The sequence below is a fragment of the Hymenobacter sp. BT188 genome, from assembly GCF_014333585.1.
GTDB lineage: Bacteria > Bacteroidota > Bacteroidia > Cytophagales > Hymenobacteraceae > Hymenobacter.
The window spans coordinates 403,169-427,597 of record NZ_JACSCW010000002.1; the positions used below are offsets into that span (position 1 = coordinate 403,169).

Annotated in this window: 34 protein-coding genes and 1 pseudogene; 31 read left to right on the forward strand and 4 right to left on the reverse strand. The window is 50.6% G+C overall.

The genetic code is table 11. From position 1 onward, the window contains the following. From rplV to H8B13_RS05905, 27 genes and pseudogenes are all read left to right on the forward strand, one after another. Positions 1-351 (forward strand): annotated as a pseudogene (gene rplV, locus H8B13_RS05775) (50S ribosomal protein L22); the annotation flags it as partial. A 134-nt stretch (positions 352-485) separates the two neighbouring features. After that, complete coding sequence (gene rpsC, locus H8B13_RS05780) at positions 486-1,373, forward strand: 30S ribosomal protein S3 (RefSeq protein ID WP_187309870.1); 888 nt, start codon at positions 486-488, stop codon at positions 1,371-1,373. Positions 1,374-1,411: 38 nt separating this feature from the next. Further along, positions 1,412-1,834 (forward strand): 50S ribosomal protein L16, encoded by a 423-nt coding sequence (rplP, locus tag H8B13_RS05785; RefSeq protein WP_084446017.1) that lies wholly within the window; start codon positions 1,412-1,414, stop codon positions 1,832-1,834. Positions 1,835-1,838: 4 nt separating this feature from the next. Then, complete coding sequence (gene rpmC / locus H8B13_RS05790) at positions 1,839-2,051, forward strand: 50S ribosomal protein L29 (RefSeq protein ID WP_084446020.1); 213 nt, start codon at positions 1,839-1,841, stop codon at positions 2,049-2,051. A 2-nt stretch (positions 2,052-2,053) separates the two neighbouring features. Next, positions 2,054-2,344 (forward strand): 30S ribosomal protein S17, encoded by a 291-nt coding sequence (rpsQ, locus tag H8B13_RS05795; protein WP_187309871.1) that lies wholly within the window; start codon positions 2,054-2,056, stop codon positions 2,342-2,344. Position 2,345: 1 nt separating this feature from the next. Next, positions 2,346-2,714 (forward strand): 50S ribosomal protein L14, encoded by a 369-nt coding sequence (gene rplN / locus H8B13_RS05800; protein WP_084446026.1) that lies wholly within the window; start codon positions 2,346-2,348, stop codon positions 2,712-2,714. A 12-nt stretch (positions 2,715-2,726) separates the two neighbouring features. Further along, entirely contained in the window at positions 2,727-3,029 is a 303-nt protein-coding gene (gene rplX / locus H8B13_RS05805) for a 50S ribosomal protein L24 (RefSeq protein ID WP_084446029.1), read from the forward strand. A 15-nt stretch (positions 3,030-3,044) separates the two neighbouring features. After that, a complete protein-coding gene (gene rplE, locus H8B13_RS05810; protein ID WP_133271662.1) occupies positions 3,045-3,605 on the forward strand; it encodes a 50S ribosomal protein L5 in 561 nt (186 codons plus the stop codon). Beyond that, a complete protein-coding gene (gene rpsN, locus H8B13_RS05815) occupies positions 3,598-3,867 on the forward strand; it encodes a 30S ribosomal protein S14 (protein ID WP_084446035.1) in 270 nt (89 codons plus the stop codon). Before rplE ends, rpsN begins: the two co-directional genes overlap by 8 nt. Before the next feature lie 203 nt (positions 3,868-4,070). Further along, entirely contained in the window at positions 4,071-4,469 is a 399-nt protein-coding gene (gene rpsH, locus H8B13_RS05820; protein WP_187309872.1) for a 30S ribosomal protein S8, read from the forward strand. An 18-nt stretch (positions 4,470-4,487) separates the two neighbouring features. Beyond that, positions 4,488-5,042: a 50S ribosomal protein L6 gene (gene rplF, locus H8B13_RS05825; protein ID WP_187309873.1), complete on the forward strand. Its 555-nt coding sequence runs from the start codon at positions 4,488-4,490 to the stop codon at positions 5,040-5,042. A 9-nt stretch (positions 5,043-5,051) separates the two neighbouring features. Then, on the forward strand, positions 5,052-5,405 hold the full coding sequence (gene rplR, locus H8B13_RS05830) for a 50S ribosomal protein L18 (protein ID WP_187309874.1): 354 nt from the start codon (positions 5,052-5,054) through the stop codon (positions 5,403-5,405). A 6-nt stretch (positions 5,406-5,411) separates the two neighbouring features. After that, entirely contained in the window at positions 5,412-6,008 is a 597-nt protein-coding gene (gene rpsE / locus H8B13_RS05835) for a 30S ribosomal protein S5 (protein ID WP_133271666.1), read from the forward strand. Positions 6,009-6,013: 5 nt separating this feature from the next. Beyond that, on the forward strand, positions 6,014-6,193 hold the full coding sequence (gene rpmD / locus H8B13_RS05840; RefSeq protein ID WP_187309875.1) for a 50S ribosomal protein L30: 180 nt from the start codon (positions 6,014-6,016) through the stop codon (positions 6,191-6,193). A gap of 13 nt (positions 6,194-6,206) precedes the next feature. Next, positions 6,207-6,653, forward strand: coding sequence for a 50S ribosomal protein L15 (rplO, locus tag H8B13_RS05845; protein WP_187309876.1), 447 nt, complete (start codon positions 6,207-6,209; stop codon positions 6,651-6,653). A 13-nt stretch (positions 6,654-6,666) separates the two neighbouring features. Next, positions 6,667-7,983, forward strand: coding sequence for a preprotein translocase subunit SecY (gene secY, locus H8B13_RS05850; protein ID WP_187309877.1), 1,317 nt, complete (start codon positions 6,667-6,669; stop codon positions 7,981-7,983). 3 nt (positions 7,984-7,986) lie between these two features. Then, complete coding sequence (gene map / locus H8B13_RS05855; protein ID WP_187309878.1) at positions 7,987-8,757, forward strand: type I methionyl aminopeptidase; 771 nt, start codon at positions 7,987-7,989, stop codon at positions 8,755-8,757. Positions 8,758-8,761: 4 nt separating this feature from the next. Continuing rightward, the gene (gene infA, locus H8B13_RS05860; protein WP_086592757.1) at positions 8,762-8,980 is read left to right on the forward strand and encodes a translation initiation factor IF-1; all 219 of its coding nucleotides are present in this window, start codon (positions 8,762-8,764) and stop codon (positions 8,978-8,980) included. 12 nt (positions 8,981-8,992) lie between these two features. Continuing rightward, positions 8,993-9,109 carry a 50S ribosomal protein L36 gene (gene rpmJ, locus H8B13_RS05865; protein WP_071890035.1) on the forward strand — a complete coding sequence of 39 codons (117 nt, stop codon included), beginning with the start codon at positions 8,993-8,995 and terminating at the stop codon, positions 9,107-9,109. 22 nt (positions 9,110-9,131) lie between these two features. Continuing rightward, complete coding sequence (gene rpsM / locus H8B13_RS05870; protein ID WP_084446066.1) at positions 9,132-9,509, forward strand: 30S ribosomal protein S13; 378 nt, start codon at positions 9,132-9,134, stop codon at positions 9,507-9,509. 72 nt (positions 9,510-9,581) lie between these two features. After that, positions 9,582-9,974: a 30S ribosomal protein S11 gene (gene rpsK, locus H8B13_RS05875; RefSeq protein WP_084446069.1), complete on the forward strand. Its 393-nt coding sequence runs from the start codon at positions 9,582-9,584 to the stop codon at positions 9,972-9,974. Between the two features lie 143 nt (positions 9,975-10,117). Continuing rightward, on the forward strand, positions 10,118-10,723 hold the full coding sequence (gene rpsD, locus H8B13_RS05880) for a 30S ribosomal protein S4 (protein ID WP_187309879.1): 606 nt from the start codon (positions 10,118-10,120) through the stop codon (positions 10,721-10,723). Between the two features lie 52 nt (positions 10,724-10,775). Next, the gene (locus H8B13_RS05885) at positions 10,776-11,765 is read left to right on the forward strand and encodes a DNA-directed RNA polymerase subunit alpha (RefSeq protein ID WP_187309880.1); all 990 of its coding nucleotides are present in this window, start codon (positions 10,776-10,778) and stop codon (positions 11,763-11,765) included. A gap of 181 nt (positions 11,766-11,946) precedes the next feature. Then, complete coding sequence (gene rplQ, locus H8B13_RS05890) at positions 11,947-12,546, forward strand: 50S ribosomal protein L17 (RefSeq protein WP_187309881.1); 600 nt, start codon at positions 11,947-11,949, stop codon at positions 12,544-12,546. A 214-nt stretch (positions 12,547-12,760) separates the two neighbouring features. Next, positions 12,761-14,032: a phosphopyruvate hydratase gene (gene eno, locus H8B13_RS05895; protein ID WP_187309882.1), complete on the forward strand. Its 1,272-nt coding sequence runs from the start codon at positions 12,761-12,763 to the stop codon at positions 14,030-14,032. 97 nt (positions 14,033-14,129) lie between these two features. Further along, complete coding sequence (locus tag H8B13_RS05900) at positions 14,130-14,444, forward strand: FtsB family cell division protein (RefSeq protein ID WP_187309883.1); 315 nt, start codon at positions 14,130-14,132, stop codon at positions 14,442-14,444. 35 nt (positions 14,445-14,479) lie between these two features. Then, entirely contained in the window at positions 14,480-14,917 is a 438-nt protein-coding gene (locus H8B13_RS05905; protein ID WP_187309884.1) for a hypothetical protein, read from the forward strand. A 2-nt stretch (positions 14,918-14,919) separates the two neighbouring features. Here the strand turns inward: H8B13_RS05905 and hscA are convergent, their stop codons facing one another. Continuing rightward, entirely contained in the window at positions 14,920-16,785 is a 1,866-nt protein-coding gene (gene hscA, locus H8B13_RS05910; RefSeq protein WP_187309885.1) for a Fe-S protein assembly chaperone HscA, read from the reverse strand. Between the two features lie 518 nt (positions 16,786-17,303). On the opposite strand from hscA, the gene H8B13_RS05915 reads away from it, so the two are divergent. Beyond that, positions 17,304-18,134 (forward strand): murein L,D-transpeptidase catalytic domain family protein, encoded by an 831-nt coding sequence (locus H8B13_RS05915; RefSeq protein WP_187309886.1) that lies wholly within the window; start codon positions 17,304-17,306, stop codon positions 18,132-18,134. Between the two features lie 75 nt (positions 18,135-18,209). Here the strand turns inward: H8B13_RS05915 and H8B13_RS05920 are convergent, their stop codons facing one another. The 3 genes from H8B13_RS05920 to H8B13_RS05930 form a co-directional block, all read right to left on the reverse strand. Beyond that, a complete protein-coding gene (locus tag H8B13_RS05920; protein ID WP_187309887.1) occupies positions 18,210-19,271 on the reverse strand; it encodes an Ldh family oxidoreductase in 1,062 nt (353 codons plus the stop codon). Between the two features lie 145 nt (positions 19,272-19,416). Next, a complete protein-coding gene (locus H8B13_RS05925) occupies positions 19,417-20,370 on the reverse strand; it encodes a phosphatase (protein WP_187309888.1) in 954 nt (317 codons plus the stop codon). Positions 20,371-20,421: 51 nt separating this feature from the next. Then, positions 20,422-21,303, reverse strand: a complete 882-nt coding sequence (locus tag H8B13_RS05930) for a class I SAM-dependent methyltransferase (protein WP_187309889.1) — start codon at positions 21,301-21,303, stop codon at positions 20,422-20,424. Between the two features lie 252 nt (positions 21,304-21,555). On the opposite strand from H8B13_RS05930, the gene dapF reads away from it, so the two are divergent. From dapF to H8B13_RS05945, 3 genes are all read left to right on the forward strand, one after another. Continuing rightward, complete coding sequence (gene dapF / locus H8B13_RS05935; protein ID WP_187309890.1) at positions 21,556-22,350, forward strand: diaminopimelate epimerase; 795 nt, start codon at positions 21,556-21,558, stop codon at positions 22,348-22,350. A gap of 53 nt (positions 22,351-22,403) precedes the next feature. Beyond that, positions 22,404-22,916 carry a GNAT family N-acetyltransferase gene (locus H8B13_RS05940; RefSeq protein WP_187309891.1) on the forward strand — a complete coding sequence of 171 codons (513 nt, stop codon included), beginning with the start codon at positions 22,404-22,406 and terminating at the stop codon, positions 22,914-22,916. Positions 22,917-23,141: 225 nt separating this feature from the next. After that, entirely contained in the window at positions 23,142-24,365 is a 1,224-nt protein-coding gene (locus H8B13_RS05945) for a glycosyltransferase family 1 protein (protein WP_187309892.1), read from the forward strand. The last annotated feature ends 64 nt before the right edge of the window (positions 24,366-24,429 follow it).

Consider the following 24,429-nt stretch of genomic DNA (forward strand, 5'->3'; position numbering starts at 1 on the left):
ATGGAAGCAACAGCTAAACTCCGCAATGTGCCTACCTCGCCTCGCAAGATGCGTTTGGTAGCCGATATGGTCCGCGGTCAAAAAGTGACCCGCGCCTTGGGCTTGCTAAAGTTTGAAGCTAATTCAGGTGCTGAGCGCATCGAGAAATTGCTTCTTTCTGCTTTGTCTAACTGGCAGCAGAAAAACGAAGACGGGCGCATCGAAGACGCTAACCTTTATATCAAAGAGATATTCGTTGATGAAGGTCGTCAGTTGAAGCGTCTGCGTCCTGCTCCTCAGGGTCGCGGTCACCGCATCCGCAAGCGCAGCAACCACGTGACGTTGGTAATTGATTCGAAGGTTGAGCCGCTAGGCAGCAAGGCTGCAGTTAAGCAAGCCTCCGAGCAAAAACCAACTGAAGCGAAAGCTGGTGCTACTCGCACCCGTCGTAGCTCGACTAAGAAAACCACTACTGAAAACAAGGCAGAAGCCACCGCATAAGCACTATGGGACAGAAAGTAAATCCGGTTGGCTTCCGCTTAGGTGTCATCAAAGGATGGGACTCGAACTGGTACGGCGGTAAGGACTTTGCCGACAAGCTGGTAGAGGACGAGAAAATCCGCAAATATATCCTCGCGCGTATCCCGAAAGGCGGTATTTCCCGCATCGTAATCGAGCGTACCTTGAAGCGTATCACCATTACTATCAATACGGCTCGTCCAGGTGTAGTTATTGGTAAAGGCGGTCAGGAAGTTGATAAGATCAAAGACGAGCTGAAGCAGATCACTAGCAAAGACGTTCAGATCAACATCTTCGAAATTAAACGTCCGGAACTCGATGCTAAGCTAGTAGGTGAGAGCATTGCTCAGCAGCTACAGGCTCGTATCTCGTTCCGTCGTGCAATGAAGCAGGCTATCCAAGCTGCAATGCGTGTAGGTGCTGAAGGCATCAAAGTGCAGTGCGGTGGTCGTCTCGGTGGCGCTGAAATTGCTCGCTCGGAGCAGTATAAAGAAGGGCGTACTCCGCTGCACACTCTCCGTGCTGACATTGATTATGCTTTGTCAGAAGCTCAGACTGTGTATGGCAAGATCGGCATCAAAGTATGGATCATGCGTGGTGAGGTATTCGGCAAGCCTGACTTGTCACCTAACCAGCAGCCAGCTAACCAAGGCGCCGACAGCCGTGGCGGAAACGACCGTGGTCCACGTGGTGAGCGTGGTGACCGTGGTGGTGATCGTGGCCCGCGCCGTGACCGCAATGATCGTGGTGGTGAAGGCCGTGGCGACCGAGGTGGTGATAACCGCGGTGGTCAAGGTGGTGGCCCACGCCGCAATAGCGGTGCCGGTGGTGCTGGTGGAGGGCAAAACCGCGGTGGTGGTGCTCCTCGTCGCTAACCCTTTTTCTTTTTTCGAATCTCTATTTTTCGATAATCATGTTACAACCGAAAAGGACCAAGTATCGCAAGATGCAAAAGGGTCGCGTAACAGGCCTAGCCTACCGCGGCAGCTCCATTGACTTCGGTTCATTCGCTATCAAGTCGCTGGAAACTGCGTGGATCACGGCTCGCCAAATTGAGGCAGCTCGTATCGCTATGACCCGTGCTATGAAGCGTGAAGGTCAAGTTTGGATCCGCATTTTCCCTGATAAGCCTATTACCAAGAAGCCCGCTGAAGTGCGTATGGGTAAAGGTAAAGGCTCACCCGAGTATTGGGTTGCCATTGTACATCCAGGCACTATCATGTTCGAATCGGACGGTGTTCCACTTGAAGTAGCCCAGGAGTCACTGCGTCTAGCGGCGCAAAAATTGCCCGTGAAGACCAAGTTTGTTGTTCGTCGCGACTACGTAGAAAACTAGTAAGATGAAAAACGCTGATATTCGTGCTCTCTCAGTAGAAGAGCTAAAGAACCAGATTAAGACCGAACAGACTAGTGGCCAGTCGCTGCGTTTCGCGCACGCTATCTCTCCTCTAGAGAATCCGATTCGCCTGAAGCATAGCCGCAAGAACGTAGCTCGTCTGAAGACTGAGTTGACCCGTCGCGAGAACGAGCAGGCAAACCAAACTGCTAAATAACGATGGCAACTAACACAGACCAGCAGGTTACCGGCACCCTTGACCGGAACATGCGTAAAGAAATTACTGGGCGTGTCTCTAGCTCCAAAATGGATAAATCTATCACGGTAGTGGTAGAGGAAAAGCAGAAGCACCCCATTTATGGCAAGTTCGTGAGCAAGACCACAAAGTTCATGGCTCATGATGAGAACAACGAATGTGGCGAAGGTGATACCGTACGGATTATGTCCACTCGGCCGCTAAGCAAAAACAAGCGTTGGAGATTAGTAGAAATCGTAGAGCGCGCCAAGTAAGATGATACAACAAGAATCCCGTCTGACCGTCGCTGATAATAGCGGCGCTAAAGAAGTGCTCTGCATCCGTGTCCTCGGCGGCACCGGTAAGAAATATGCTAGCGTAGGCGATAAGATCGTTGTTTCGATTAAATCAGCTATACCTTCTGGCAACGCTAAAAAAGGCACTGTATCTAGAGCAGTAGTTGTTCGCACGAAGAAAGAAGTGCGTCGTAAAGACGGCTCTTACATTCGTTTCGATGATAATGCTGCGGTACTGCTCAATAACAACGATGAACCCCGTGGCACCCGCATCTTCGGACCTGTGGCTCGTGAGTTACGTGAGCGTCAGTTTATGAAGATTGTTTCACTGGCCCCTGAGGTTTTATAAGCATAGTAGCAAATGGCAACGAAAGCAAAAGACCAAAAGCCAGTGAAATTGCACGTAAAAACTGGCGATACCGTTAAGGTGATTGCTGGTGATGAGCGTGGCAAGACTGGTACCATCAAATCGGTTAACCGCACTTCACAGCGCGTTATCATCGAGGGTTTGAACCTAGTGACGAAGCACAACAAGCCGAGCGCTAAAAACCCTCAGGGTGGTATTACCAAGATCGAGGCTCCCATTCATGTGAGCAACGTGCAGCCCATTGACCCCAAGACGGGTGAGCGGGTACGCAAAAATGCCCCCCAGCAAAACGCCTAACCCGGCTTTACGACAATGGCTCGACTCAGAGAAATATATCAGAAAGACGTGGTGCCTGCGCTCCAGGAGAAATTCCAGTTCAAGAGCGTAATGCAGGTGCCACGCATCACTAAGATCTGTATCAACCGCGGTATCGGTGCAGCAGTAGCTGACAAGAAACTTGTTGATAATGGTGTGGATGAGCTGACGACCATCACTGGTCAGAAAGCTGTTCCTACTATCGCTAAGCGTTCGGTATCTAACTTTAAGCTTCGCGAGGGCATGCCCATCGGTGCTAAAGTCACCCTGCGTGGTGAGCGCATGTATGAGTTCATGGACCGTCTGTTGACAGTTGCTTTACCTCGTGTACGCGACTTCAAAGGCATTAACGATAAGGGCTTCGATGGCCGTGGGAATTACACCCTTGGTATCAAAGAACAGATCATCTTCCCGGAAATTTCCATTGACAAGATCAAGTCAATTTCTGGTATGGACATCACTTTTGTTACAACCGCCGAGAACGACGAGCAGAGCTATGAGCTGCTTAAGGCTTTCGGAATGCCCTTCACTAACGCCAAGAAAGAAAATAATGGCTAAGGAATCCGTTAAAGCAAGAGAAAGAAAGCGTATCGCTACAGTTGCTCGTTATGCTGAGAAGCGTAAGGCACTCAAGGCTGCTGGCGATTATGAAGGTCTAGATAAGTTACCACGCAACGCTTCACCAGTGCGTGTTCACAACCGCGACAAGATCAACGGTCGTCCTCGTGGTTACATGCGTAAGTTCGGCATCAGCCGTGTTACGTTCCGTGAAATGGCACTAGCTGGTAAGATCCCCGGAGTAACTAAGTCGAGCTGGTAGTATGAATATAGCCAGTACGCCTTCTCAAACGGTGTGCTGGCTATTTTTTACTTCAATTACGAAATAGGCTCAAGAAACCATTGGCCGTGCCCCGATAGCCGAGCCAAGTAGTCTTAACTGAAAATTTCGCTGTTGCTTTCTGCAGCTGCGAAATTTTCTTATCTTTGCGCTCCCTAAAAAGGAGTGTAGCTTTTCTATATCAAATGAATACAGATCCAATTGCTGATTTTTTAACTCGGGTGCGTAATGCCATCAAGGCAAACCACCGGGTAGTAGAAATACCGGCCAGCAACATCAAAAAGGAAATCACGAAAGTGCTCTACCATAAGGGCTACATTCAGAGCTACCGCTTTGATGACTCATCGGTACAAGGCACAATCAAGATTGCGCTTAAGTACAATCCTGCTACCAAGCAGCCAGCTATCACGAAGCTGGAGCGTGTGAGCACGCCTGGTCTGCGTAAGTACGCTCACGTGGAGAATCTGCCACGCGTATTAAGCGGCCTTGGAGTAGCTATCCTGTCTACGTCGAAGGGCGTGATGACAGAGAAAGAAGCCAAAAACGAAAACGTGGGCGGCGAGGTGCTGTGCTACGTTTACTAAGCGAGAGGAAACAGAAATATGTCACGCATTGGTAAACTGCCGATCAGCCTGCCCGCTAACGTGCAGATTGATATTAGCAAAGAAAACGAAGTAACCGTTAAGGGTCCAAAAGGAACTTTGACCACTCCTGTAGACCGCGACATCACCGTTTCTACTGCCGATGGTCAACTCGTAGTTGAACGTCCTACTGAGCAGAAGCGTCATAAGGCTATGCACGGTTTGTATCGTTCGCTTATCAACAACATGGTTGTTGGTGTGAGTGATGGCTATTCGGAACGTTTAGAGTTAGTAGGTGTAGGTTATAAAGCTGCAATGGCTGGTACTACGCTCGAACTTTCTTTAGGTTACTCGCACAATATTTTCTTGGCACTGCCTAAGGAAGTAACTGCTACTGCTCTTACAGAGAAAGGTAAAAACCCTATTGTTACTCTGACTAGCATCGATAAGCAATTGTTAGGTCAAGTGGCTGCAAAAATCCGTTCGTTGCGTAAAGTCGAGCCCTATAAAGGCAAAGGTGTACGCTTCGTGGGTGAGCAGATTCGTCGCAAGGCTGGTAAAACGGCTTCGAAATAATTTCGCATTATGGCTTTTGATAAAGCAACAAGAAGAAAGCGGATCCAGCGCATCATCCGTACGCGGGTGGCTGGCACGTCCGATCGGCCGCGTTTGTCGGTGTTTCGTAGCAATAAGGGTATCTACGCCCAAATTATTGACGACACCATTGGCCAAACGCTGGTATCTGTATCATCTAAGCACGTAACAACGGCTGATGATGTTACCCCAGTAGCTTCTGCTGCTGCAGTAGGCAAAGAAATTGCCTCCCGCGCTCAGGAGAAGGGTATCACAAAAGTAGTGTTCGACCGTTCAGGTTACCTCTACCACGGCCGCGTAAAATCATTGGCAGAAGGAGCCCGCGAAGGCGGCCTCAATTTCTAAATCATCATGGCAGAATTTAACAACAGCAACCGTGGTGGTGGCAATGACCGTGGCGGCAACGATCGTCGCGGTGGTGGCAATGATCGTGGTGGTAACCGGGACCAAACTCCCCGCGCTGGTGACACGGACCTAAAAGAAAAAGTAGTAGCCATCAACCGAGTAGCCAAAGTGGTAAAAGGTGGTCGTCGCTTTAGCTTCTCTGCAATTGTAGTGGTAGGTGACGGCAACGGTACTGTAGGTTTCGGCCTAGGTAAGGCTAACGAGGTAACTGATGCTATTGCAAAGGGTATCGATGATGCTAAGAAGAACCTAGTAAAAGTTCCTCTCTATAAGCATACCGTTCCTCACGTGATGGAAGGTAAGTATTCAGGTGGCTTCGTTCTAGTACAGCCAGCAGCAGCTGGTACCGGCGTAATTGCTGGTGGTGCTATGCGTGCTGTATTCGAAAGCGCTGGTATCAAAGATGTGCTAGCTAAGTCGAAAGGCTCGTCTAACCCGCACAACGTGGTGAAGGCTACCTTCGATGCTCTTTTGAAGATGCGCGACCCCATGCAAATCGCACAGCAACGCGGCATCACTCTCCAACAAGTTTTTAACGGCTAGAAGAGATGGCGCAGATTAAAATCAAATTGATAAAAAGCGTGATTGACCGCCCTGAGCGTCAAAAGCGCACGGTTCAGGCCTTGGGTCTGGGTAAAATCGGTAGCACCTCGGAGAAAGAAAACACCCCCCAGATTGCTGGTATGGTGGCCGCAGTGCAGCATTTGATCGAAGTAACCGAACTTTAAGAAGTAACTCAACATGAATCTCAGCAATCTAAAACCTGCCGTAGGCGCAACGCGCAATGAAAAGCGCATTGGTCGCGGTACGGGTTCGGGCCGCGGTGGTACATCTACCCGTGGTCACAAAGGGCAGAAGTCACGTTCGGGCTACTCTAAGAAGTCAGGCTTTGAAGGTGGTCAGATGCCTCTGCAGCGTCGTGTGCCTAAGTTTGGTTTCACGAACATCAATCGTGTAGAGTACAAGGGTATCAACCTTGACGCTCTGCAGAGCCTAATGGATAAAGACAGCACAACCACTATGGATGTAGCTTACTTTGTATCCAATGGCCTTGTTTCTAAGAACGCTAAAATCAAAATTCTTGGCCGGGGTGAAATCACTCAAGCTGTAGAAGTGCATGCGCATGCTTTTTCTAAATCTGCTGTTGAGGCGATTGAAAAGGCAGGTGGCAAAGCAGTGACTTTATAAAGCCTGACTGGCAATGAAGAAGTTTATCGAGACGATAAAGAATATTTTTGCGATTGAGGATCTGCGTATGCGGATTCTCAATACGCTTTTTTTCATTGCTATCTACCGGCTAGGTTCTTTTGTAGTGCTGCCTGGGGTAGATGCTACCAGATTAAAGCAAGGAGCTGAAGGTCTCTTCGGAATCCTAGATACATTGCTAGGTGGAGCATTTAGTAATGCCTCCATCTTCGCACTCGGCATTATGCCCTATATATCGGCTTCTATTGTACTGCAATTGCTAACTATAGCAGTGCCTTACTTCCAGAAGCTTCAAAAGGAAGGAGAGTCAGGTCGTAAGAAGATCAATCAATACACCCGTATTCTGACCATCCCGATTGTGATGGCTCAGTCGATTGGCTTCATTGCAACTATTACCCCTGAGGCTATCATTTCTCCCGGTACATTCTTTACAATCTCCACCATGATCATTATCACGGCTGGAACATTGTTCTGCATGTGGCTTGGAGAAAAGATTACTGATAAAGGCATTGGTAATGGCATTTCCATGATCATTATGATCGGAATCGTTTCTCGATTCCCAGGAGCCATTATCGGTGAAGCAGCTGCTAAAGGCATGCGTGGATCGTTGATCTTCTTGATTGAGATGGTTGTGCTCTTCCTAGTTGTAATGGCTGTGATTGTGCTGACGCAAGCGGTTCGCCGTATCCCAGTACAGTACGCAAAGCAGGTAGGTGGAACCACGCAGCTCAATGCTCAGCGCCAGTTCATTCCCTTGAAGGTGAATGCTGCTGGTGTAATGCCAATCATCTTTGCTCAGTCATTGATGTTTGTTCCAGCTATAGTTGCTTCGATTTGGCAGAACGACAGTGATACGGCTAGTTATATTGGAGTTAAGTTTTCGGACTATACATCTTGGCAGTACAACCTTGTGTTCGCTACTCTGATTATTGTCTTTACTTATTTCTACACTGCTATCAGCGTCAATCCTAATCAGATTGCTGATGATTTGAAACGCAGTGGTGGCTTTGTTCCCGGAGTGAAGCCTGGTCGTGATACGTCCGAGCATATGGATGAGATTCTGACTCGTATCACATTGCCAGGGGCTATTGCACTTGCTCTCATTGCAATCTTCCCTGCTCTAGCTTTGTTGGCAGGCGTAACTCGTCCTTTTTCTGCCTTCTACGGTGGTACTTCTCTTATTATCATGGTAGGTGTTGTTTTAGATACGCTGAATCAAGTGGAAAGCTACTTGCTCATGCGTCATTATGACGGCATGATGAAGACAGGTAAGCTGAGAGGTAGATCGCAAAATGTAGCGATGGCTTCTTAAGTCATGGTTGTTTACAAGACCGAAGAAGAAATAGAACTCATTCGGGCTAGTGCGAAAGTTTTAGCCCAGGCTCACGGAGAAGTCGCGAGCCTTATCAAGGAGGGAGTAACCACCCGTGAGCTGGACAAGCGTGCGGAGGAGTTTATTCGAGATAATGGGGGGCAACCTTCATTTAAAGGCTATAACGACTTTCCTTTTAGCCTTTGCATCTCACCTAATTCAGTTGTAGTACATGGGTTTCCCAGTGATTATACTTTGAAAGGTGGAGATATTGTTTCGATCGACTGTGGTGTATTCCTCAATGGTTATCACAGTGATAGTGCTTACACTTACCCAATCGGGGAGGTAGAGCCTGAGGTGCTCAACTTATTAGCTCATACTAAGCAGTCTTTGTATCTCGGTATCGAGCAAGCTGTGGCCGGCAACCGGATGGGTGACGTTGGCTATGCGATTCAGAGCTTTGTTGAGAAGCAAGGTTATGGAGTCGTTAGAGAGTTGGTTGGTCATGGTTTAGGTAAGAAGCTACACGAGCGGCCTGAGGTGCCTAACTACGGTAAACGTGGTTCTGGCCTCAAGTTGCAAACGGGGTTAGTCATTGCAATTGAGCCTATGGTCAACTTAGGTGTCAAGCATATTGTCCAAGAAAAAGATGGTTGGACCATCCGCACCAAAGACAAGAAGCCCTCAGCCCATTTTGAGCATACAGTAGTTGTTAGAAAAGACAAGGCGGAAATTTTAACCTCCTTCGAATACATAGAAAAAGCCTTACAGTAGCCTTATGGCCAAACAATCCTCCATTGAGCAGGACGGAGTAATCTTAGAAGCACTCTCTAATGCGATGTTTCGTGTTGAGTTGGAAAACGGTCATCAATTGGTGGCCCACATTTCTGGGAAGATGCGTATGCACTACATTAAAATTCTGCCTGGAGATAAGGTGAAGCTGGAAATGTCGCCCTACGACTTATCAAAGGGACGCATTGTTTACCGTTACAAATAATTTACTGACGACATGAAAGTCAAAGCATCGGTCAAAAAGCGCAGCGTTGACTGTAAGGTAATTCGCCGCAAAGGCAAACTTTACGTCATTAACAAAAAGAACCCTCGCTATAAGCAGCGTCAAGGTTAAACCATTCGTTTTATAAAAGCATATGGCTCGTATTGCAGGGGTTGATATCCCGGACAACAAGCGCGGCGAAATCGCCCTCACGTACATTTTCGGCATTGGCCGTTCTTTAGCTCAGAAGATTCTTGGTCAAGCCGGCATCTCTGTTGATAAGAAGGTTAAAGACTGGACGGAGGCTGAAGCCAGCGAAATCCGTGCTATCATCGCCGCCCAGCACAAGACTGAGGGTGTTCTACGCTCAGAAGTGCAGCTCAACATCAAGCGCCTGATGGACATTGGTAGCTACCGTGGATTGCGTCACCGTAAGGGACTACCAGTTCGTGGTCAGCGCACCAAGAACAATTCACGTACTCGCAAGGGTAAGCGTAAGACTGTTGCCAACAAGAAGAAGGCTACTAAATAAACAGTAGCGGAAATCGTTGCTTGCTGATACGAAGTGAGCATCAACACCTTCCGCATTTTTTGCGATAACTAAATGGCACAAAAGAGAAAAGACAAAGCCAAGAAGCGCGTTGTAGTTGTAGAGCAAGTTGGTCAGATTCACATCAAAGCCTCTTTCAACAACATCATCATCTCCATCACCAACAACAATGGCCAGGTTATTTCCTGGGCCTCTGCTGGTAAGATGGGCTTCCGTGGCTCAAAGAAGAATACTCCATACGCTGCTCAGATGGCAGCTACGGATTGCGGTAAAGTTGCCCATGACCTGGGCATGCGCAAAGCCGAAGTATTTGTAAAAGGACCAGGCTCAGGTCGTGAGTCGGCTATCCGTACCCTCCAGAATGTGGGCATTGAGGTAACTACCATCCGCGACGTAACACCGCTGCCCCACAACGGCTGCCGTCCGCCTAAGCGTCGTCGCGTCTGATATACTGAACAGGCAAAGCGTAGGTTGTTCGTCTACGAATTTGCCCCCTGGTGTCGGGTTTCCGATGCGTATGCACCTGTTGCAACGCGTCTGCGAGGCTCGACATTCGCGGTTCAACCCCTGCAAAACTCAACATCCTCGAAATGGCACGTTACACCGGTCCTAAAACCAAGATTGCCCGTCGCTTTGCTGAGCCGATTTTCGGTCCGAGCAAGGCACTCAACAAAAAGAATTATCCTCCCGGCCAGCATGGTCGTGGTCGCCGCAAGAAACAGTCGGAATATGCTATCCAGTTGATGGAGAAGCAAAAGGTAAAGTACATGTATGGTGTACTAGAGAAGCAATTCGAAAACCTATTCCATAAAGCTGCTGCTCTTCCCGGCATTACTGGTGATAACCTGCTGGCTCTGCTAGAGTCACGCTTGGATAACACAGTATATCGCTTAGGAGTAGCTCCTACCCGTCGTGCTGCTCGCCAGTTGGTACTGCACAAGCATATCACGGTGAATGGTGAAGTTGTTAACATCGCATCATATAAGCTGCGCCCTGGTGACATCATTGGTGTTCGTGAGAAGTCAAAGTCGCTGGAAACCATCACCACTAGCTTGAGCGCTCGCAACGCCCGCGCTTTCTCGTGGTTAGAGTGGGACGGCAAGGAAATGGTGGGCAAGTTTACCAATGCCCCCTCGCGTGAGTTGATCCCGGAGAAGATTCAGGAGCAGCTGATTGTCGAGCTTTACTCTAAGTAATTGCCCCCGGCAACCTTCGTTTTTCCCTTGTTGTATTTTTAAAGCCCCACTTATGTCAATCTTAGCTTTTCAAATGCCGGAGAAAGTTGTGATGGAGAAATCCGATGACTTTTACGGAACGTTTGAATTCAAACCGCTGGAGAAAGGCTACGGCGTCACGATAGGCAATGCTTTGCGCCGTATCCTGCTGTCGTCGCTGGAGGGCTATGCCGTTACATCGGTTCGCACGCCCAGCGTGCTGCACGAATTTATGACCATTGAGGGGGTGATCGAGGACATGTCCGAAATCATCCTTAACCTGAAAATGGTCCGCTTCAAGAAGGTAAGCGACGCTATTGAGGACAAGATAACCGTTCGCATCAAGGGCCAGGAGACATTCACAGCCGGCGATATCAATAAGTTTACCAACGGCTTCCAAGTACTGAACCCAGATTTGGTTATCTGCCATGTAGACGTTAACACTGAGCTGGAATTTGAGTTAGCCGTGCAGAAAGGTCGGGGTTATGTACCCGCCGAAGAGAATAAGCCTACCGATCAAGTATTCGGACAGATTGCTATTGATGCCATCTTCACACCTATTAAAAATGTGAAATACAGCATCGAGAACACCCGTGTAGAGCAGAAGACTGACTATGAGAAGCTTCTCATTGAGATTCAGACGGACGGCTCTATTCACCCCGAAGAAGCACTGAAAGGTGCTGCTAATATCTTGATTCAGCACTTCATGCTGTTCTCAGACAATACAATGACCTTCGAAACGGCTAAAGCCGAAGAAGAAGAGACTGTAGACGAAGAGACGCTGCACATGCGCAAGGTTCTGAAGACGCCATTGGCGGACATGGACCTGTCAGTGCGCGCTTACAACTGCCTCAAGGCTGCCGATATCAAAACGCTCGGTGACTTGGTACAGTTGGATATGAGTGACATGATGAAGTTCCGCAACTTCGGTAAGAAGTCGCTGACTGAGTTGGAGAATCTTGTAGAAGAAAAAGGTCTGAACTTCGGTATGGACTTGAGCAAGTATAAGCTCGACGAAGACTAGTATTTCCGGATAATGGCTGAACTGTTGATGGCTACATGCCTGGACAGTTCAGCTATTGTTTTTAATTTTATTTCAGTGTGCCCGAGGTTGGGCGGTTCTAATGAGGTGGCTGCGAAAAGCAAGCTGCCCGCCGTGGTCGCCCAGCGCAAGCACATACACCCCGCATACGCACAATAACAAAATGAGACACGGTAAAACCCTAAACCACTTAGGCCGCACAGCTGCGCATCGCAACTCTATGCTGTCTAACATGGCTTCTTCGCTGATCATGTATAAGCGTGTATCAACGACGGTAGCTAAAGCCAAAGCTTTGCGCAAGTTTGTAGAGCCTCTGCTGACCAAAGCGAAGAGCGACACTACGCACGCGCGTCGTACGGTATTCGCTACTCTGCAGAACAAGGAGTCACTGAAGGAGTTGTTTGGTGATGTAGCCGCTAAAATCGCTAACCGTCCCGGTGGCTATACTCGCATTATTAAGCTTAGCGAGAATCGCTTAGGCGACAATGCTGAGTTGTGCATCATCGAGCTGGTTGATTACAACGAGACTTTGCTGGAAGCTAAGAATGTTGGCGAAGCCAAGACGACGACTCGTCGCTCACGTGGCCGCAAGAAGTCGGCTACGGCCGGTGAAGGTGGTTCTTCGGCTGAAGTGGTATCTGAGCCTACAGCTGCTGCTCCGGTAGTAGCTACCGCCGCTCCTGAAGATACGCCTACGACGACCGTTAAGGAAGACGAGACGCGTAATGAAGCTAAAGCTAAGGACGAAGAAGCTGCTTCTTAGTCTTAAGTTAACAAAGTGAAAAGGGGCATGCCAACTGGTATGCCCCTTTTTCATTTTAGGGGCTTTGGTGGGCAAATCTTAGCTTATACCGTGTAGTACGCTTTCCTCTACAGCTAATTCCTTACCTTGCCAGCGCCTTTTGGCAGATCCAAACTCTAACTTAGTTTTAAGCAAAGCGGCTTTTCGCTTCATTTTTAACCTTTATTCTTTCATCATGAGCATTATCTCCGCCATTCACGCCCGGCAGATTTTTGATTCACGCGGCAATCCTACAGTTGAAGTGGATGTTACGACAGACAACGGGGTTGTAGGCCGTGCGGCCGTGCCATCAGGGGCTTCAACCGGTAAGCACGAAGCCGTGGAGCTCCGCGACGATGATAAGTCGATGTACATGGGCAAGGGAGTGCTCAAAGCTGTTGAGAACGTCAATAGTACGATAGCTGAAGAGCTGATTGGCTTCTCGGTATATGAGCAAAGTCTGCTCGACCGAATTATGATGGAGCTGGATGGTACGCCTAATAAAGCTAACCTAGGTGCTAATGCTATTCTGGGTGTATCGCTGGCAATTGCTCGCGCGGCGGCCCAGGAAGCAGGCATGCCGCTTTACCGCTACGTGGGTGGGGTAGGTGCCTCTACACTGCCGGTGCCGATGATGAACATCCTGAACGGCGGCTCGCACGCTGATAACTCTATCGACTTTCAGGAATTCATGATCATGCCCGTAGGGGCCGAGTCATTCTCGGAAGGCTTGCGCTGGGGCACTGAGATATTTCACCATTTGAAAAATGTGCTGAAAAAGCAGGGCCTGAGCACCAACGTAGGCGACGAAGGTGGCTTTGCACCAAACATCAAGTCAAATGAAGAGGCCATCAAGGTAGTATTGCAAGCCATAGAGACGGCCGGATACCGCCCAGGTGAGGATGTGATGATTGCCATGGACGCAGCCGCTTCTGAGTTTTACGAGAATGGTATGTACCACTTTAAGAAAAGCTCAGGCGACAAGCTGACGTCTTCTGAGATGGTTAACTACTGGGCTGATTGGGTTAGCAAGTATCCTATCCTAAGCATCGAAGATGGTATGGACGAAGATGACTGGGCTGGTTGGAAGCAGCACACGGAAAGCCTGGGGGGCAAAATTCAGCTTGTAGGCGACGACTTGTTCGTTACCAACGTAGACCGTTTGCAGCGCGGTATTGATGAGAATATTGCCAATGCTATTCTCATCAAGGTAAACCAGATTGGTACGCTCACGGAGACTATCGACGCTATTAATCTGGGTCGTCGGAATGGTTATAAGAGCGTGATGTCGCATCGCTCGGGTGAAACCGAGGATAACACGATTGCTGATTTGGCGGTGGCATTAAACACCGGCCAGATCAAAACGGGCTCTGCTTCGCGCTCTGACCGGATGGCGAAATACAACCAGTTGCTTCGTATTGAGGAAGAATTAGGTGAAATAGCCTACTATCCTGGCCGCAAAATGTAGTTAATTAGATTGTGCTAATTCTTTCCTGATTAGCTAATACTAAAAACGGCACCATAGCTCAATAGGCTGTGGTGCCGTTTTTAGTATATTTGAGCCTATGAGCTTTTCCGTTTTTCTTGCTACCGCAGCGCGCGTTGTACGCAGCTTTTACTTTCTGACTGGAGTAAGCTTCGTTGTGTGGATGTTCGTTTTTGACGCTAACGACCTGCTTAAGCAGTATGATATGTATAAAAAGTGGCGTGAGCTGCAAACGGAAAAAGAGTACTATCTGACTAACATTGAGACGGTGAAGAAGGAGCGCGCTGAACTGCTCAGCAGTCCTGAGCTATTGGAGAAGTTTGCCCGTGAGCGGTACATTATGAAGCGTCCTGGTGAAGATGTATTCATATTGGTACCGCAGGAAGAAGAATAATGCAGATTTCCATCATTGACAACTGTAACCCGCATATGCGCCCTTGGCGCTTGGGGGGCAAATTGGTTGTCTTAGCACTGCTGTTACTACTAAGCCTGCCGGCAACCGCTCAATCCTCACAAATTCAAGTAGCCCGACAGTTCCTGATTTCAGTGCTGCGCGGCGATAACTCCGCGGCGTATAAGCTGCTAGCGCCGGAAGTAAGTAGCACTATCTCAAAGAAGCAGTTTCGGGCAGCGGTGCGGCCCTTGTATGAGCAGGGCCGCGAGCTAGGCAGCCCAATCGCACTGTATAAGCTGGGCTTACGACTAGGCGAAGAGGCACAACCTCGCTATTTCTATACTTTCTCATTCAAAAGCGACACACTGCAGCCTATGCCCCGCGTAATGCTCGACGTTACATTTCGAGATACTACGGCCATGCGTATTCTGAGCTTCGGTATGATTCCGGCCCCGCAGAGCAAACGCAAGTAAGGCTACTCAATTTTCTTGCCCGTCATGGCCTGCTTGATGGAAATGTTCATCACCCGCTCAGCAAATGGGCTGGTTAGGCTTTCTAACTCGTCTACGGCTTTCAGAATTGTGTCCTTATCCTGGGTAGTAAGGGCATCTTTCAGATTCTGAACCGAGGCGGCGGTCAGCGTAATTTCGTCTTCGGTTAGATACTGAGAGTTCTTATCAACGAAGCGTTCTACCTGATAAATCATCTGCTCGGCTACGGTACGGGCTTCGATGACCATACGCGCTGTCACGTCCTCACGAGCGTGAGTAAGCGAATCCATGAGCATCTTCTCTACCTGCTCATCGGTGAGGCCATATTGCGGCTTTATCTCGACTGCTTGATGAGTATTCGAGCGGAGCTCCAGCGCCTCTACTTTCAAAATGCCGTCAGCGTTCAGAATAAAGTTGACATCAACTTTGGGCAAACCTGCGGGCATGGCGGGGATACCGCGAAGGTCAAACTCGGCCAGCTTACGGTTTTCCTTTACTAAATCCCGCTCGCCTTGGTACACGGAAATCTTCAGATTCACTTGCCCATCGACGCTGGTGGTGTACTGGCGCCCGGCTTTGGTCGGAATCTTAGAGTTTCGGGGGATGATAGGGTCCATAAGCCCGCCCAAGGTTTCAATGCCTAACGTGAGTGGTGTGACATCGAGCAGGAGAACATCGCGACGGTTGCCACCTAATATGTCGGCCTGAATAGCAGCTCCTAAGGCTACTACTTCATCCGGGTTGAGCGAGCTGTTAGCCGGTTGCTGGAAGAATTCGGACACCGTATCGTACACTAATGGCACGCGCGTCGAGCCTCCTACCAATAACACAGCGTCGAGGGCGCTGGGGGGCAATTTGGCGTCTGTTAGAGCTTGCTGGCAGGCGTTGATGGTACGAGCTATCAAAGGGCGGATCAAATCATTAAACTCCGCTTTGGTAAGCTGCACCTGGCCAGCGCCGGGCAGGTCAGCGATAAATTCGTCGTGTTGGCTTAAGTGCTTTTTAGCTTGCTCGGCGGTTAGTCGGAGCTGTTGCTTGAGTTGGCCATCGGTGGCTGCGGCGAGCTGGCCGTTTAGATTATACCGTTGAATCCAGTGCTCACTCACCAGGCGGTCAAAGTCATCACCACCAAGGTAGGTGTCGCCATTGGTGCTAAGTACCTCAAATATTCCCTGCTGAATGCGCAGAATGCTGATGTCGAAGGTCCCACCGCCGAGGTCGTACACGGCTACGGTTTTCTCCTCATCGGGTGATAAGCCAATGCCGTAGGCTAGCGCGGCGGCAGTGGGTTCATTCACGATGCGCAGCACTTCCAGGCCGGCTAAGCGGCCGGCGTCGCGGGTAGCCTGGCGTTGCGAGTCGTTGAAGTAAGCAGGTACCGTAATTACTGCCTTATTTACGGGCGTCTTAAGCGCGTGCTCCGCACGGGCTCGCAGCTCTTTCAGAATCTCAGCAGATAGCTCGATAGGGGAATAAAAATGCCCCCCAACGCGGATTTTGACTAATCCTTCCGAGTTATCATCAATGATTTTATAGCCCAGCTGTCCAGCGTGCTCCCCCAGGTCGCGGTACGATTTGCCCAGCAGACGCTTTACGGAGTAAATCGTGTTCTGCGGATCGGTGAGGAGGTATTGCTTGGCCTCGGTGCCTACAATGGGATCATCATCGGCGGGGAAGTGAACTACGCTGGGCACAATGGTGCCGCGGCCCTGATCGTTGATGGCCACTGGCTGCCGGCCTTCGGGGTGAATGTAGGCCACTAAGCTGTTCGTGGTGCCCAGATCAATGCCGACGATGATTTCTTCCTGCTGAATACTCCCGGTAGAGAGGTTTATTGCGACTTTAGCCATGAATGCGAAGGACAACGCGCCGAAGCGGTAGATGAGCAAAGCGAATTTGCAGCTAGCAACTAACTAGAACCGCTTTGGAGCAACAAAAGTAGATAAGAAATGTGGGCAGCCTTTGTTTACGCCTTCAGCGAAGAAGTGATAGTAAGATTGAGAAGGAAATAAAATCATTTCACGAAAACGACCGCGCAGCCCCAAACGGTTGGAATACGCCCTCTACATTGTTCAGACATTGTTTTTTAACGTAAGCCGCTTAACTTGTATAGTGTTATAGATTGAGGCTGACACATGAAACTAGCTTGCTCGACGGTGGTATCCGAAGGCCGGAAAAACGGCTGATAGGGGGCTAGTGAGGTACAGATGAAAAGCCTTAAAGGAATCAAAAAGGCCTTCAGGATGTTGAAGCAACTCCAAGTAATCTTAAATAAATGGCTATATCGTAAGGCTTTGCGTATAATAGCTTTTGTGTGAAGAAGGTAAGCTCTGCTTAGCTAAGTTACTCATCCTAAAGAACCAAGCAGATGGAAAAGACCAGTGTAGTACATCGTCAGCGTTTGAAGCGCCGTGCCCGCCGGGTAGTTAGGCGCATGCTGCCCTTTATGGCTTCGCTGTTTATGGCCACCCCGCTGGCTACGCCCATCAAAAGCACTATGGCTAATGCGAAGGGCGTAGAGGTAAAAATGCCGACGGAAAAGGAAATGGAAACTGCCTTTTTCAATCAGCGCATGAGCGATCTTTACCGCGACCTGAATGTGGAGCAGCAGGGCTTACGCTTTGAAGTGTTTGAGAAAGCGATGACGGGCTATCTCAATCTACGTAATGAAGATAAGCTCGGCGACAAGCAGCTTCTGACGGTCGTTGACTTCGAAAAGCCTTCCACTGAGAAGCGTCTGTGGGTATTAGACCTTGACAAGAAAGAAGTAAAGTTCCATACGCTCGTGGCTCATGGTCGTAACTCAGGCGAAAACCTGACTAGCACTTTCTCTAATGAGAATGAGTCAAATATGAGCAGCCTGGGCTTCTATGTAACTCAGGATGAGTATATTGGCAAACACGGCCGTTCACTCAAGCTGGAGGGCGTAGATGAAGGCTACAACAGCAATGCTTTGGCCCGTTCCGTAGTAATGCACGGTGCCGATTATGTGAGTGAAGAGTTTGTTCGGCAGTATGGTCGTTTAGGCCGCAGCCTTGGTTGCCCAGCCTTGCCCATGGACCAGTACGCTCAGATTATTGATGAAGTAGGCGGCAAAACCTGCTTGTTCCTCAATGGCCCGGATGAGAACTACTCCTCTAAGTATCTGAACCATGATGTAGCCTTGTCTACTTTGGTTAGCGCCAATCAAATGATTTAAGTTTAGTCGATTGATAAAAAAGCCCCCCAGAACCAGTTCTGGGGGGCTTTTTTATGCTGTATGTTGCGTCAGGGACTAGAGTTGCACGCCGAATTTTCGACCAACCGTTTCCAGATCCTGTACTACGGTTTCAAGTAAAGGAATGCCTCCCAGCAAGCGCTCGGCGGCCATTTCGCGCTCTGGGTCGCCGGGGATGAGCACTTGCTGGCCATCGACGGCGCGGGCTTGGCGGAAAGTGGAAATCCAGTTATCCATATGCGCTTTGAACTCGGCAGCCGGGCGGAAAGCATCGACGCGCATGGCCCCAAAAAAATGGCCGATGCCTTGACCCACCGGGTCGGCGGGCGGCTGGAGGAAGGCAACGAAAGGCGGCACCCAAGGTCCATAGTTAGCCCCTGATAGCACCGCCGAAAAAATATCGACTATGCTGCCCAGGCAATACCCTTTATGCGAGCCAGTTTCGCCCCCCAGTGGCAGTAAGGCGCCCCCGTCTTTCAGCTCATTCGGGTTAGTCGAAGCTTGTCCCTGCGCATCCTGAATCCAGCCAGCAGGCGCGGGCTGCTGCTTACGCTGCAGAATCTCAAGCTTACCATTAGCGGCCGTCGTAGTGGCAAAGTCAGCCACAAAATCGGGCTGCTCGCCGGCGGGGATGGCCACGGCAATGGGATTAGTGCCCAGCAAACGATCGAGCGAGTGGGTGGGCGCTACCAAAGGGCTAGCATTGGTCATAGCAATCCCAATCATATCGTGGGCCAGCGCTTTCATGGCATGGTAGCCCGCGATGCCGAAGTGGTTGGAGTTTTTTACCGAAACCCAGCCTGTGCCCGCAATACGCGCTTTTTCCAAAGCCACCTGCATCGCCTTGGGCGCCACCACCAGCCCTAGGCCGCCATCGCCATCTACTACAGCCGTGCTGGGCGTTTCGTACACTACGCCCACCCGCGGCATTGGATTGATACGGCCTGCTTCCCAAAGACGCACATAGCCAATGAGGCGGGCTACGCCATGCGAGTCGATGCCGCGCAGGTCAGCCGCCAGCAGTGCTTCCGTGGCCGTTGTAGCGTCGGCTTCGGGGCAGCCAATACTGCGGAATACGGCCTCGGTGAACGTGAACAGGTGATTATAGGAAAAGGTCATAGCAGGAAATAGCAGCAAGCTCTGCCGTGTAGTCGTGAGTTATTAAAGAGGAAACTGCGCAGCTGTATGCGCAGAATAGGTGAGAAGGCGGCTGGGGGGCAAATCTTGCCTTATTCACCCAAATAGTACTGGCGCTTGCGTGGATTTAGGCGCTTAGAATCTCCGCCAGCAAGCCTTCCTTCAAGGCATAAGTTGAGGCTCTTATGTTGGAATCAGTGAGTTGGTAGGTTGTCAAGATGAAATCAACCAGGACGCAGGCCACCACAATCATATCGGCGCGCATGGGCGTCATGCCGGGCATTGCCAGGCGCTGGGCGTGGGTGGTAGTGAGCAGCATTTCGTAGCTCTGATAAAAGCTCTGAAGCGTGATTTCAGTAACGGGCGGCGGCATTTCAGGACGAAACTCGTTGCGCTGCGCTGCCTGCAAATCCCCCAGCGTATCAAAGGTGCCAGAAGCCCCAACCAAGCCAACCGGACGGAACTGCTGTACAGCCGCTGTCAGCGGCGCAAGCTGCACCGCCAAGTATTCCTTCTCCTCGCGCACATCGTCGGCCGTAAGAGGATCATGCTTAAAAAATAAGTCCAGCAAGCGCTGAGCCCCAATCTCAAAGCTTTGTTTCCAGAAAATGGTGTCCTCGTTGGCAATAATGAATTCGACACTACCGCCGCCAATATCTACCAACAAATGGGGCGTGTGGCCTAGTGCCACGGCTTGTCGCATGCCTTTGCAGATCAGCTCCGCTTCCCGGTCACCCGGAATAATATCTACTTTAATACCTGTCTGCTCGAAAATGTCCTCGGTTAGCTCTACGCCATTGCGGGAGCTGCGCACGGCGCTGGTAGCCGTAGCACGTACATCCGTAACTTGGTGCAGCTCTATTTCCTCCTGAAAAGCCGTTAGCGTGTGCAACGCCCGCGCATACGCCTCGGGCGCAATTTCGCCGCTGCTGATGCCGCCTTCGCCCAGTTTCACGCCCACTTTGGTACGCAGCAGTACGGTGGGCTCAGCATCGGAGCCCGTGGGGGGCATTTCTACGATGAGCAGGTGAAACGTGTTAGTGCCCATGTCAATCAGGGCCAGACGCGGCGATTTGGTCATCGTCATGGAGTATGAATTCAATAAGAGGCTCACCTTATCCAAGGGGTGGCCCTAGGAGCTAAAGCGGCAAAACGTGCCTAGTGGCAGCTTGCGCTGGCCTTGGTCGTGCAGATAAATCTCGCCGATTTCGCGGGTACCTCGAACAGCCGGAAAAATATCAGCGACCAGATTATCCAGAATAAGCGCCGAGAAACCCAGCGAGTACAAGTTGATCAGAAAAAAATGGTCCTGCGGGTCAAGCAGCTCTTTACAGAGCTTAAGCAATTCATTTAGCTCATCTTCCAGCTGCCACTTCTCCCCATTCGGGCCACGGCCGTAGGCGGGCGGATCGAGGATAAGGCCTTGGTATTTGCTGCCGCGTTTTACTTCGCGGCGCACGTACTTCATCGCATCTTCCACCAGCCAGCGTACTCCATCGAGCTTGCTGGCTTCCATATTGTCGCGGGCCCAGAAGTTGACTTGCTTCACCGAGTCGAGGTGAGTGACATCGGCGCCGGCGGCACGGGCAGCTAAGGTAGCCGCGCCAGTGTAAGCAAACAGGTTGAGTACCCGCGGCAGCGTGGCTTTTCGCTTTTTGGTTTGCTCAAAGATGAAGCGCCAGTTAGGATCCTGCTCCGGGAATAACCCTACGTGCTTAAAAGCCGACAACCCCAGCCGAAAGCGCAAATGCAAATCGCCCTGGTCATAGTTAATCACCCATTGCTCGGGCATGCCAGACTTCAGCTGCCACTGCCCGCGCTCCTGGCTGCCCTTTTCGCGGCGAAACGTGGCGTGGGCCCGTTCCCACTCGCTGGGGGGCAAATGTTGGTCCCAGATGGCCTGGGGCTCGGGTCGGGCCAGCACGTATTTGCCGAAGCGTTCAAGCTTTTCAAAGTTGCCCGCGTCGAGCAATTCATAATCGGGCCAAGTGCCGGTAGTGAGGAAGGAATACATAAGGCGTCGTAAAGCTGCCGCTGGGCAGGCAGCCAAAGGTAAGGCAGTCGCGTAAGCTTTGTGGTTGATCGTGTTATTTTAGGACCGGCGGCTGGTAGCGGAACCAGTTACGAAGCGCCTTTTTACCGGCTGATGCTGCATGACTTTCGTTGTATCGGTCAACCGACGGTATCATAAAAACGGAATTTTTGCCTAAGTGAAGTACTGCCATCAAGCTACATTTTTACCGCCCATAAATGCGACCTTTGCCTTATGACACTTCGTTTCTATAAATACCAGGGCACCGGCAACGACTTTGTGATGGTGGATGACCGTGAGCGGCAGTTTGATGAGAGCAACCATCAGCTGGTGCGCCACCTCTGCGACCGGCGGCTGGGAATCGGAGCCGATGGTCTGATTCTGCTGCGTCTGCACGCCGACTACGATTTCGAGATGGTGTATTTCAATGCCAATGGGTATCTGGGTTCGATGTGTGGCAATGGCGGGCGCTGCACCGTGGCCTTCGCCCACCACTTAGGAGCTATTGAAAACGAAACTCGCTTCATTGCCGCCGACGGTGCGCACGAAGCCCATATAGAGACTGATGGCACCGTAAACCTGCGCATGCAGGATGTGCTGGGCCAGCAGGAGGTAAGTGAAGACGGCGTATTCCTGAATACGGGCTCGCCCCACATTGTGCGGTTTCTGGACCCAAGCCGTTTGGCCGAGCTAAATGTGGTTAGTGAGGGCCGGGCCATTCGCTACAATGAGCGGTTTCGGGAGCGCGGGACAAACGTAAACTTTGCAGAAATGCCCCCCACACCCGATTTGCCTTGGCAGGTACGCACCTACGAGCGGGGCGTGGAGGATGAGACTCTCTCCTGTGGCACCGGCGTAACGGCTGTTGCGCTGGCAGCTTCGCGGCGCGGGGCCGTTAGTCCAGTAAACTTGCGTACCCCCGGCGGCGACCTACGGGTAACTTTTGAGGCGCAGCCCGATGGCTCCTTCATCAATATTTACCTTAGTGGCCCCGCCCTGCGCGTATTTGAGGGCAGCATAGACGTATAGTTGACAGGTATTTTGCCCCCCAGCAGACTGCTGAGCTTATAAATTTCAGGTCAATGGCATCTGCCCCGGTTTTTTTGCGCGCCCTCGAAGACTCTGATCTGGAGTTTCTGTATGCATTGGAAAATGACCGTGATATATGGGGGGTGTCAGATACCATGGCGCCCGTGTCGCGCTACGCGTTGCGTGAGTACTTAGCTCATGCTGCTGCCGATTTCTACGAAGTGCGCCAGCTACGGCTCGTTATCTGCGCTCAGACGGATGGACGCGCCGTGGGCATCCTCGATATCTTCGACTTCCAGCCGCTGCATCTGCGGGCTGGGCTAGGTATTACGGTGCTGAGCGCAGAACGACGGCGTAGTTTCGCCTTGGCCGCACTAACGCTAGGCTTGGAGTACGCTCGCCTCACGCTGCGTCTGCACCAACTGTATTGTACAGTAGCGGCTACCAACCAAGCCAGTTTGCGCCTATTCCGGAAAGCTGGTTTCCGGCGGGTTGGTGTTCGAAAGGATTGGCTGCGGACTACTAGTGGGTGGGATGATGCTGTTGAGCTTCAAAAGATATTATAATAACTACTGTATAAGGCAATTAGCGACATGCTAGTTACTTACAGATTTTGGAGCAAAGTGGAAGAAGAGTTAGTGTTGAGGTTATTTTTTGCTAATTAAAATAGCATTAAAAAATAAACATCTTTTTTAGCAAACGGCCGTATAGATAAAGCGTTGTAGCACCGGAGAATTATACTGTTGAGTTAGCGCTTCCGGTTTACCACGATACTTTCTAGCCATTTGTCTATGCCGATTTCTACCTCGGCGGGAACGCCTACGCGCGCTTCAGCCTCCGTACCAACCCAAATTCCCGCTTCTTCCCAAACCACTACCATTACTTCTTCCTCTTACACTTTACCAGATCTGGTTTGCTTTGCGCACCTGCATTGGGATTTTGTATGGCAGCGTCCTCAGCACTTGCTGTCGCGTTTTGCGCAGTATGGGCGGGTTTTCTATGTAGAAGAGCCATTTGTGCACGGCGATGATGCGTCGCTTGAAGCGCACTTCGAAATAAAAGAGCGTCAGAATGGAGTGAAAGTGCTGGTGGCTCATCTGCCAGCCGGCCTTAGTGAGGCTGCTACTGATCAGGCGCAGGCGAAGCTGCTGACGCAGTATTTTGCTGAAAATAGCATCAATCAGTTTGTATCGTGGTACTATACCCCTATGGCACTGAGCAAATCACGCCATTTGCAGGCCGCACTCACCGTGTACGACTGCATGGACGAGTTGGCAAATTTCAAATTTGCCCCCCCGCGGTTACGTGAGTTGGAGCATGAGCTTTTTGAGCGCGCCAACCTAGTATTCACGGGCGGTCAGAGCCTGTACGAGGCCAAAAGCTTGCAGCACGCCGATGCGCACGCTTTCCCGAGCAGCATTGATAAAGCCCATTTTGGCCAAGCCCGTGAAGCCGGCGTTGACCCTGCCGATCAGGCTACTATTGCACATCCTCGTGTCGGGTTCTTTGGCGTAGTCGATGAGCGTCTGGATATTGAGTTGCTAGGCCAACTAGCCAAAGCTCATCCAGAATGGCAGTTTGTCATTATCGGGCCTGTGGTGAAGATTGAGCAGGCCGCGCTGCCGCGAACTTCCAACATTCATTATCTGGGGGGCAAAGATTATAAGGAACTACCTATGTATTTGCGGGGTTGGGATGTAGCTACGTTGCTTTTTGCTGATAACGAGAGCACTAAGTTTATTTCGCCCACCAAAACGCCCGAGTACCTAGCAGCGGGCAAGCCGGTAGTTAGCACGCCTATTCGAGATGTAGTGCGGCCTTACGGAGAGTTGAACCTTGTGCAGATTGCGGCGGCCGCCGACGAATTCGGACAAGCTATTGGGCGAGCACTGAAGCAAAAAGACGATGCCGAGTGGCTCGCGCGCACGGATGATTATTTGGCCACTATTTCCTGGGACCGTACCTGGCAGGATATGGTAAACCTGATGCAGCAGCGCCTCGCCAACAAGAAATAATAGGACAAAACCGAATAGACGGTGGTCCTCGTAACTGTTCAATCTTTAAGTAGCCTTACCGCCC

Excerpts from the sequence above, each read along its gene's own strand:
- H8B13_RS05885 (WP_187309880.1), top strand. The coding sequence starts at position 10,776 with ATGTCAATCTTAGCTTTTCAAATGCCGGAGAAAGTTGTGATGGAGAAA.
- dapF (WP_187309890.1), top strand. The coding sequence starts at position 21,556 with ATGACACTTCGTTTCTATAAATACCAGGGCACCGGCAACGACTTTGTG.
- H8B13_RS05930 (WP_187309889.1), bottom strand. The coding sequence starts at position 21,303 with ATGTATTCCTTCCTCACTACCGGCACTTGGCCCGATTATGAATTGCTC.
- hscA (WP_187309885.1), bottom strand. The coding sequence starts at position 16,785 with ATGGCTAAAGTCGCAATAAACCTCTCTACCGGGAGTATTCAGCAGGAA.
- H8B13_RS05945 (WP_187309892.1), top strand. The coding sequence starts at position 23,142 with ATGCCGATTTCTACCTCGGCGGGAACGCCTACGCGCGCTTCAGCCTCC.
- rpmC (WP_084446020.1), top strand. The coding sequence starts at position 1,839 with ATGAAAAACGCTGATATTCGTGCTCTCTCAGTAGAAGAGCTAAAGAAC.
- rplE (WP_133271662.1), top strand. The coding sequence starts at position 3,045 with ATGGCTCGACTCAGAGAAATATATCAGAAAGACGTGGTGCCTGCGCTC.
- rplF (WP_187309873.1), top strand. The coding sequence starts at position 4,488 with ATGTCACGCATTGGTAAACTGCCGATCAGCCTGCCCGCTAACGTGCAG.
- rpmJ (WP_071890035.1), top strand. The coding sequence starts at position 8,993 with ATGAAAGTCAAAGCATCGGTCAAAAAGCGCAGCGTTGACTGTAAGGTA.
- infA (WP_086592757.1), top strand. The coding sequence starts at position 8,762 with ATGGCCAAACAATCCTCCATTGAGCAGGACGGAGTAATCTTAGAAGCA.
- rpsH (WP_187309872.1), top strand. The coding sequence starts at position 4,071 with ATGAATACAGATCCAATTGCTGATTTTTTAACTCGGGTGCGTAATGCC.
- H8B13_RS05925 (WP_187309888.1), bottom strand. The coding sequence starts at position 20,370 with ATGACCAAATCGCCGCGTCTGGCCCTGATTGACATGGGCACTAACACG.
- eno (WP_187309882.1), top strand. The coding sequence starts at position 12,761 with ATGAGCATTATCTCCGCCATTCACGCCCGGCAGATTTTTGATTCACGC.
- rpsM (WP_084446066.1), top strand. The coding sequence starts at position 9,132 with ATGGCTCGTATTGCAGGGGTTGATATCCCGGACAACAAGCGCGGCGAA.
- rplX (WP_084446029.1), top strand. The coding sequence starts at position 2,727 with ATGGCAACGAAAGCAAAAGACCAAAAGCCAGTGAAATTGCACGTAAAA.
- H8B13_RS05940 (WP_187309891.1), top strand. The coding sequence starts at position 22,404 with ATGGCATCTGCCCCGGTTTTTTTGCGCGCCCTCGAAGACTCTGATCTG.
- rpmD (WP_187309875.1), top strand. The coding sequence starts at position 6,014 with ATGGCGCAGATTAAAATCAAATTGATAAAAAGCGTGATTGACCGCCCT.
- rplQ (WP_187309881.1), top strand. The coding sequence starts at position 11,947 with ATGAGACACGGTAAAACCCTAAACCACTTAGGCCGCACAGCTGCGCAT.
- H8B13_RS05920 (WP_187309887.1), bottom strand. The coding sequence starts at position 19,271 with ATGACCTTTTCCTATAATCACCTGTTCACGTTCACCGAGGCCGTATTC.
- rpsE (WP_133271666.1), top strand. The coding sequence starts at position 5,412 with ATGGCAGAATTTAACAACAGCAACCGTGGTGGTGGCAATGACCGTGGC.
- rpsQ (WP_187309871.1), top strand. The coding sequence starts at position 2,054 with ATGGCAACTAACACAGACCAGCAGGTTACCGGCACCCTTGACCGGAAC.
- H8B13_RS05900 (WP_187309883.1), top strand. The coding sequence starts at position 14,130 with ATGAGCTTTTCCGTTTTTCTTGCTACCGCAGCGCGCGTTGTACGCAGC.
- rpsK (WP_084446069.1), top strand. The coding sequence starts at position 9,582 with ATGGCACAAAAGAGAAAAGACAAAGCCAAGAAGCGCGTTGTAGTTGTA.
- rplP (WP_084446017.1), top strand. The coding sequence starts at position 1,412 with ATGTTACAACCGAAAAGGACCAAGTATCGCAAGATGCAAAAGGGTCGC.
- rplO (WP_187309876.1), top strand. The coding sequence starts at position 6,207 with ATGAATCTCAGCAATCTAAAACCTGCCGTAGGCGCAACGCGCAATGAA.
- map (WP_187309878.1), top strand. The coding sequence starts at position 7,987 with ATGGTTGTTTACAAGACCGAAGAAGAAATAGAACTCATTCGGGCTAGT.
- rpsN (WP_084446035.1), top strand. The coding sequence starts at position 3,598 with ATGGCTAAGGAATCCGTTAAAGCAAGAGAAAGAAAGCGTATCGCTACA.
- rplR (WP_187309874.1), top strand. The coding sequence starts at position 5,052 with ATGGCTTTTGATAAAGCAACAAGAAGAAAGCGGATCCAGCGCATCATC.
- H8B13_RS05905 (WP_187309884.1), top strand. The coding sequence starts at position 14,480 with ATGCGCCCTTGGCGCTTGGGGGGCAAATTGGTTGTCTTAGCACTGCTG.
- secY (WP_187309877.1), top strand. The coding sequence starts at position 6,667 with ATGAAGAAGTTTATCGAGACGATAAAGAATATTTTTGCGATTGAGGAT.
- rpsC (WP_187309870.1), top strand. The coding sequence starts at position 486 with ATGGGACAGAAAGTAAATCCGGTTGGCTTCCGCTTAGGTGTCATCAAA.
- rpsD (WP_187309879.1), top strand. The coding sequence starts at position 10,118 with ATGGCACGTTACACCGGTCCTAAAACCAAGATTGCCCGTCGCTTTGCT.
- rplN (WP_084446026.1), top strand. The coding sequence starts at position 2,346 with ATGATACAACAAGAATCCCGTCTGACCGTCGCTGATAATAGCGGCGCT.
- H8B13_RS05915 (WP_187309886.1), top strand. The coding sequence starts at position 17,304 with ATGGAAAAGACCAGTGTAGTACATCGTCAGCGTTTGAAGCGCCGTGCC.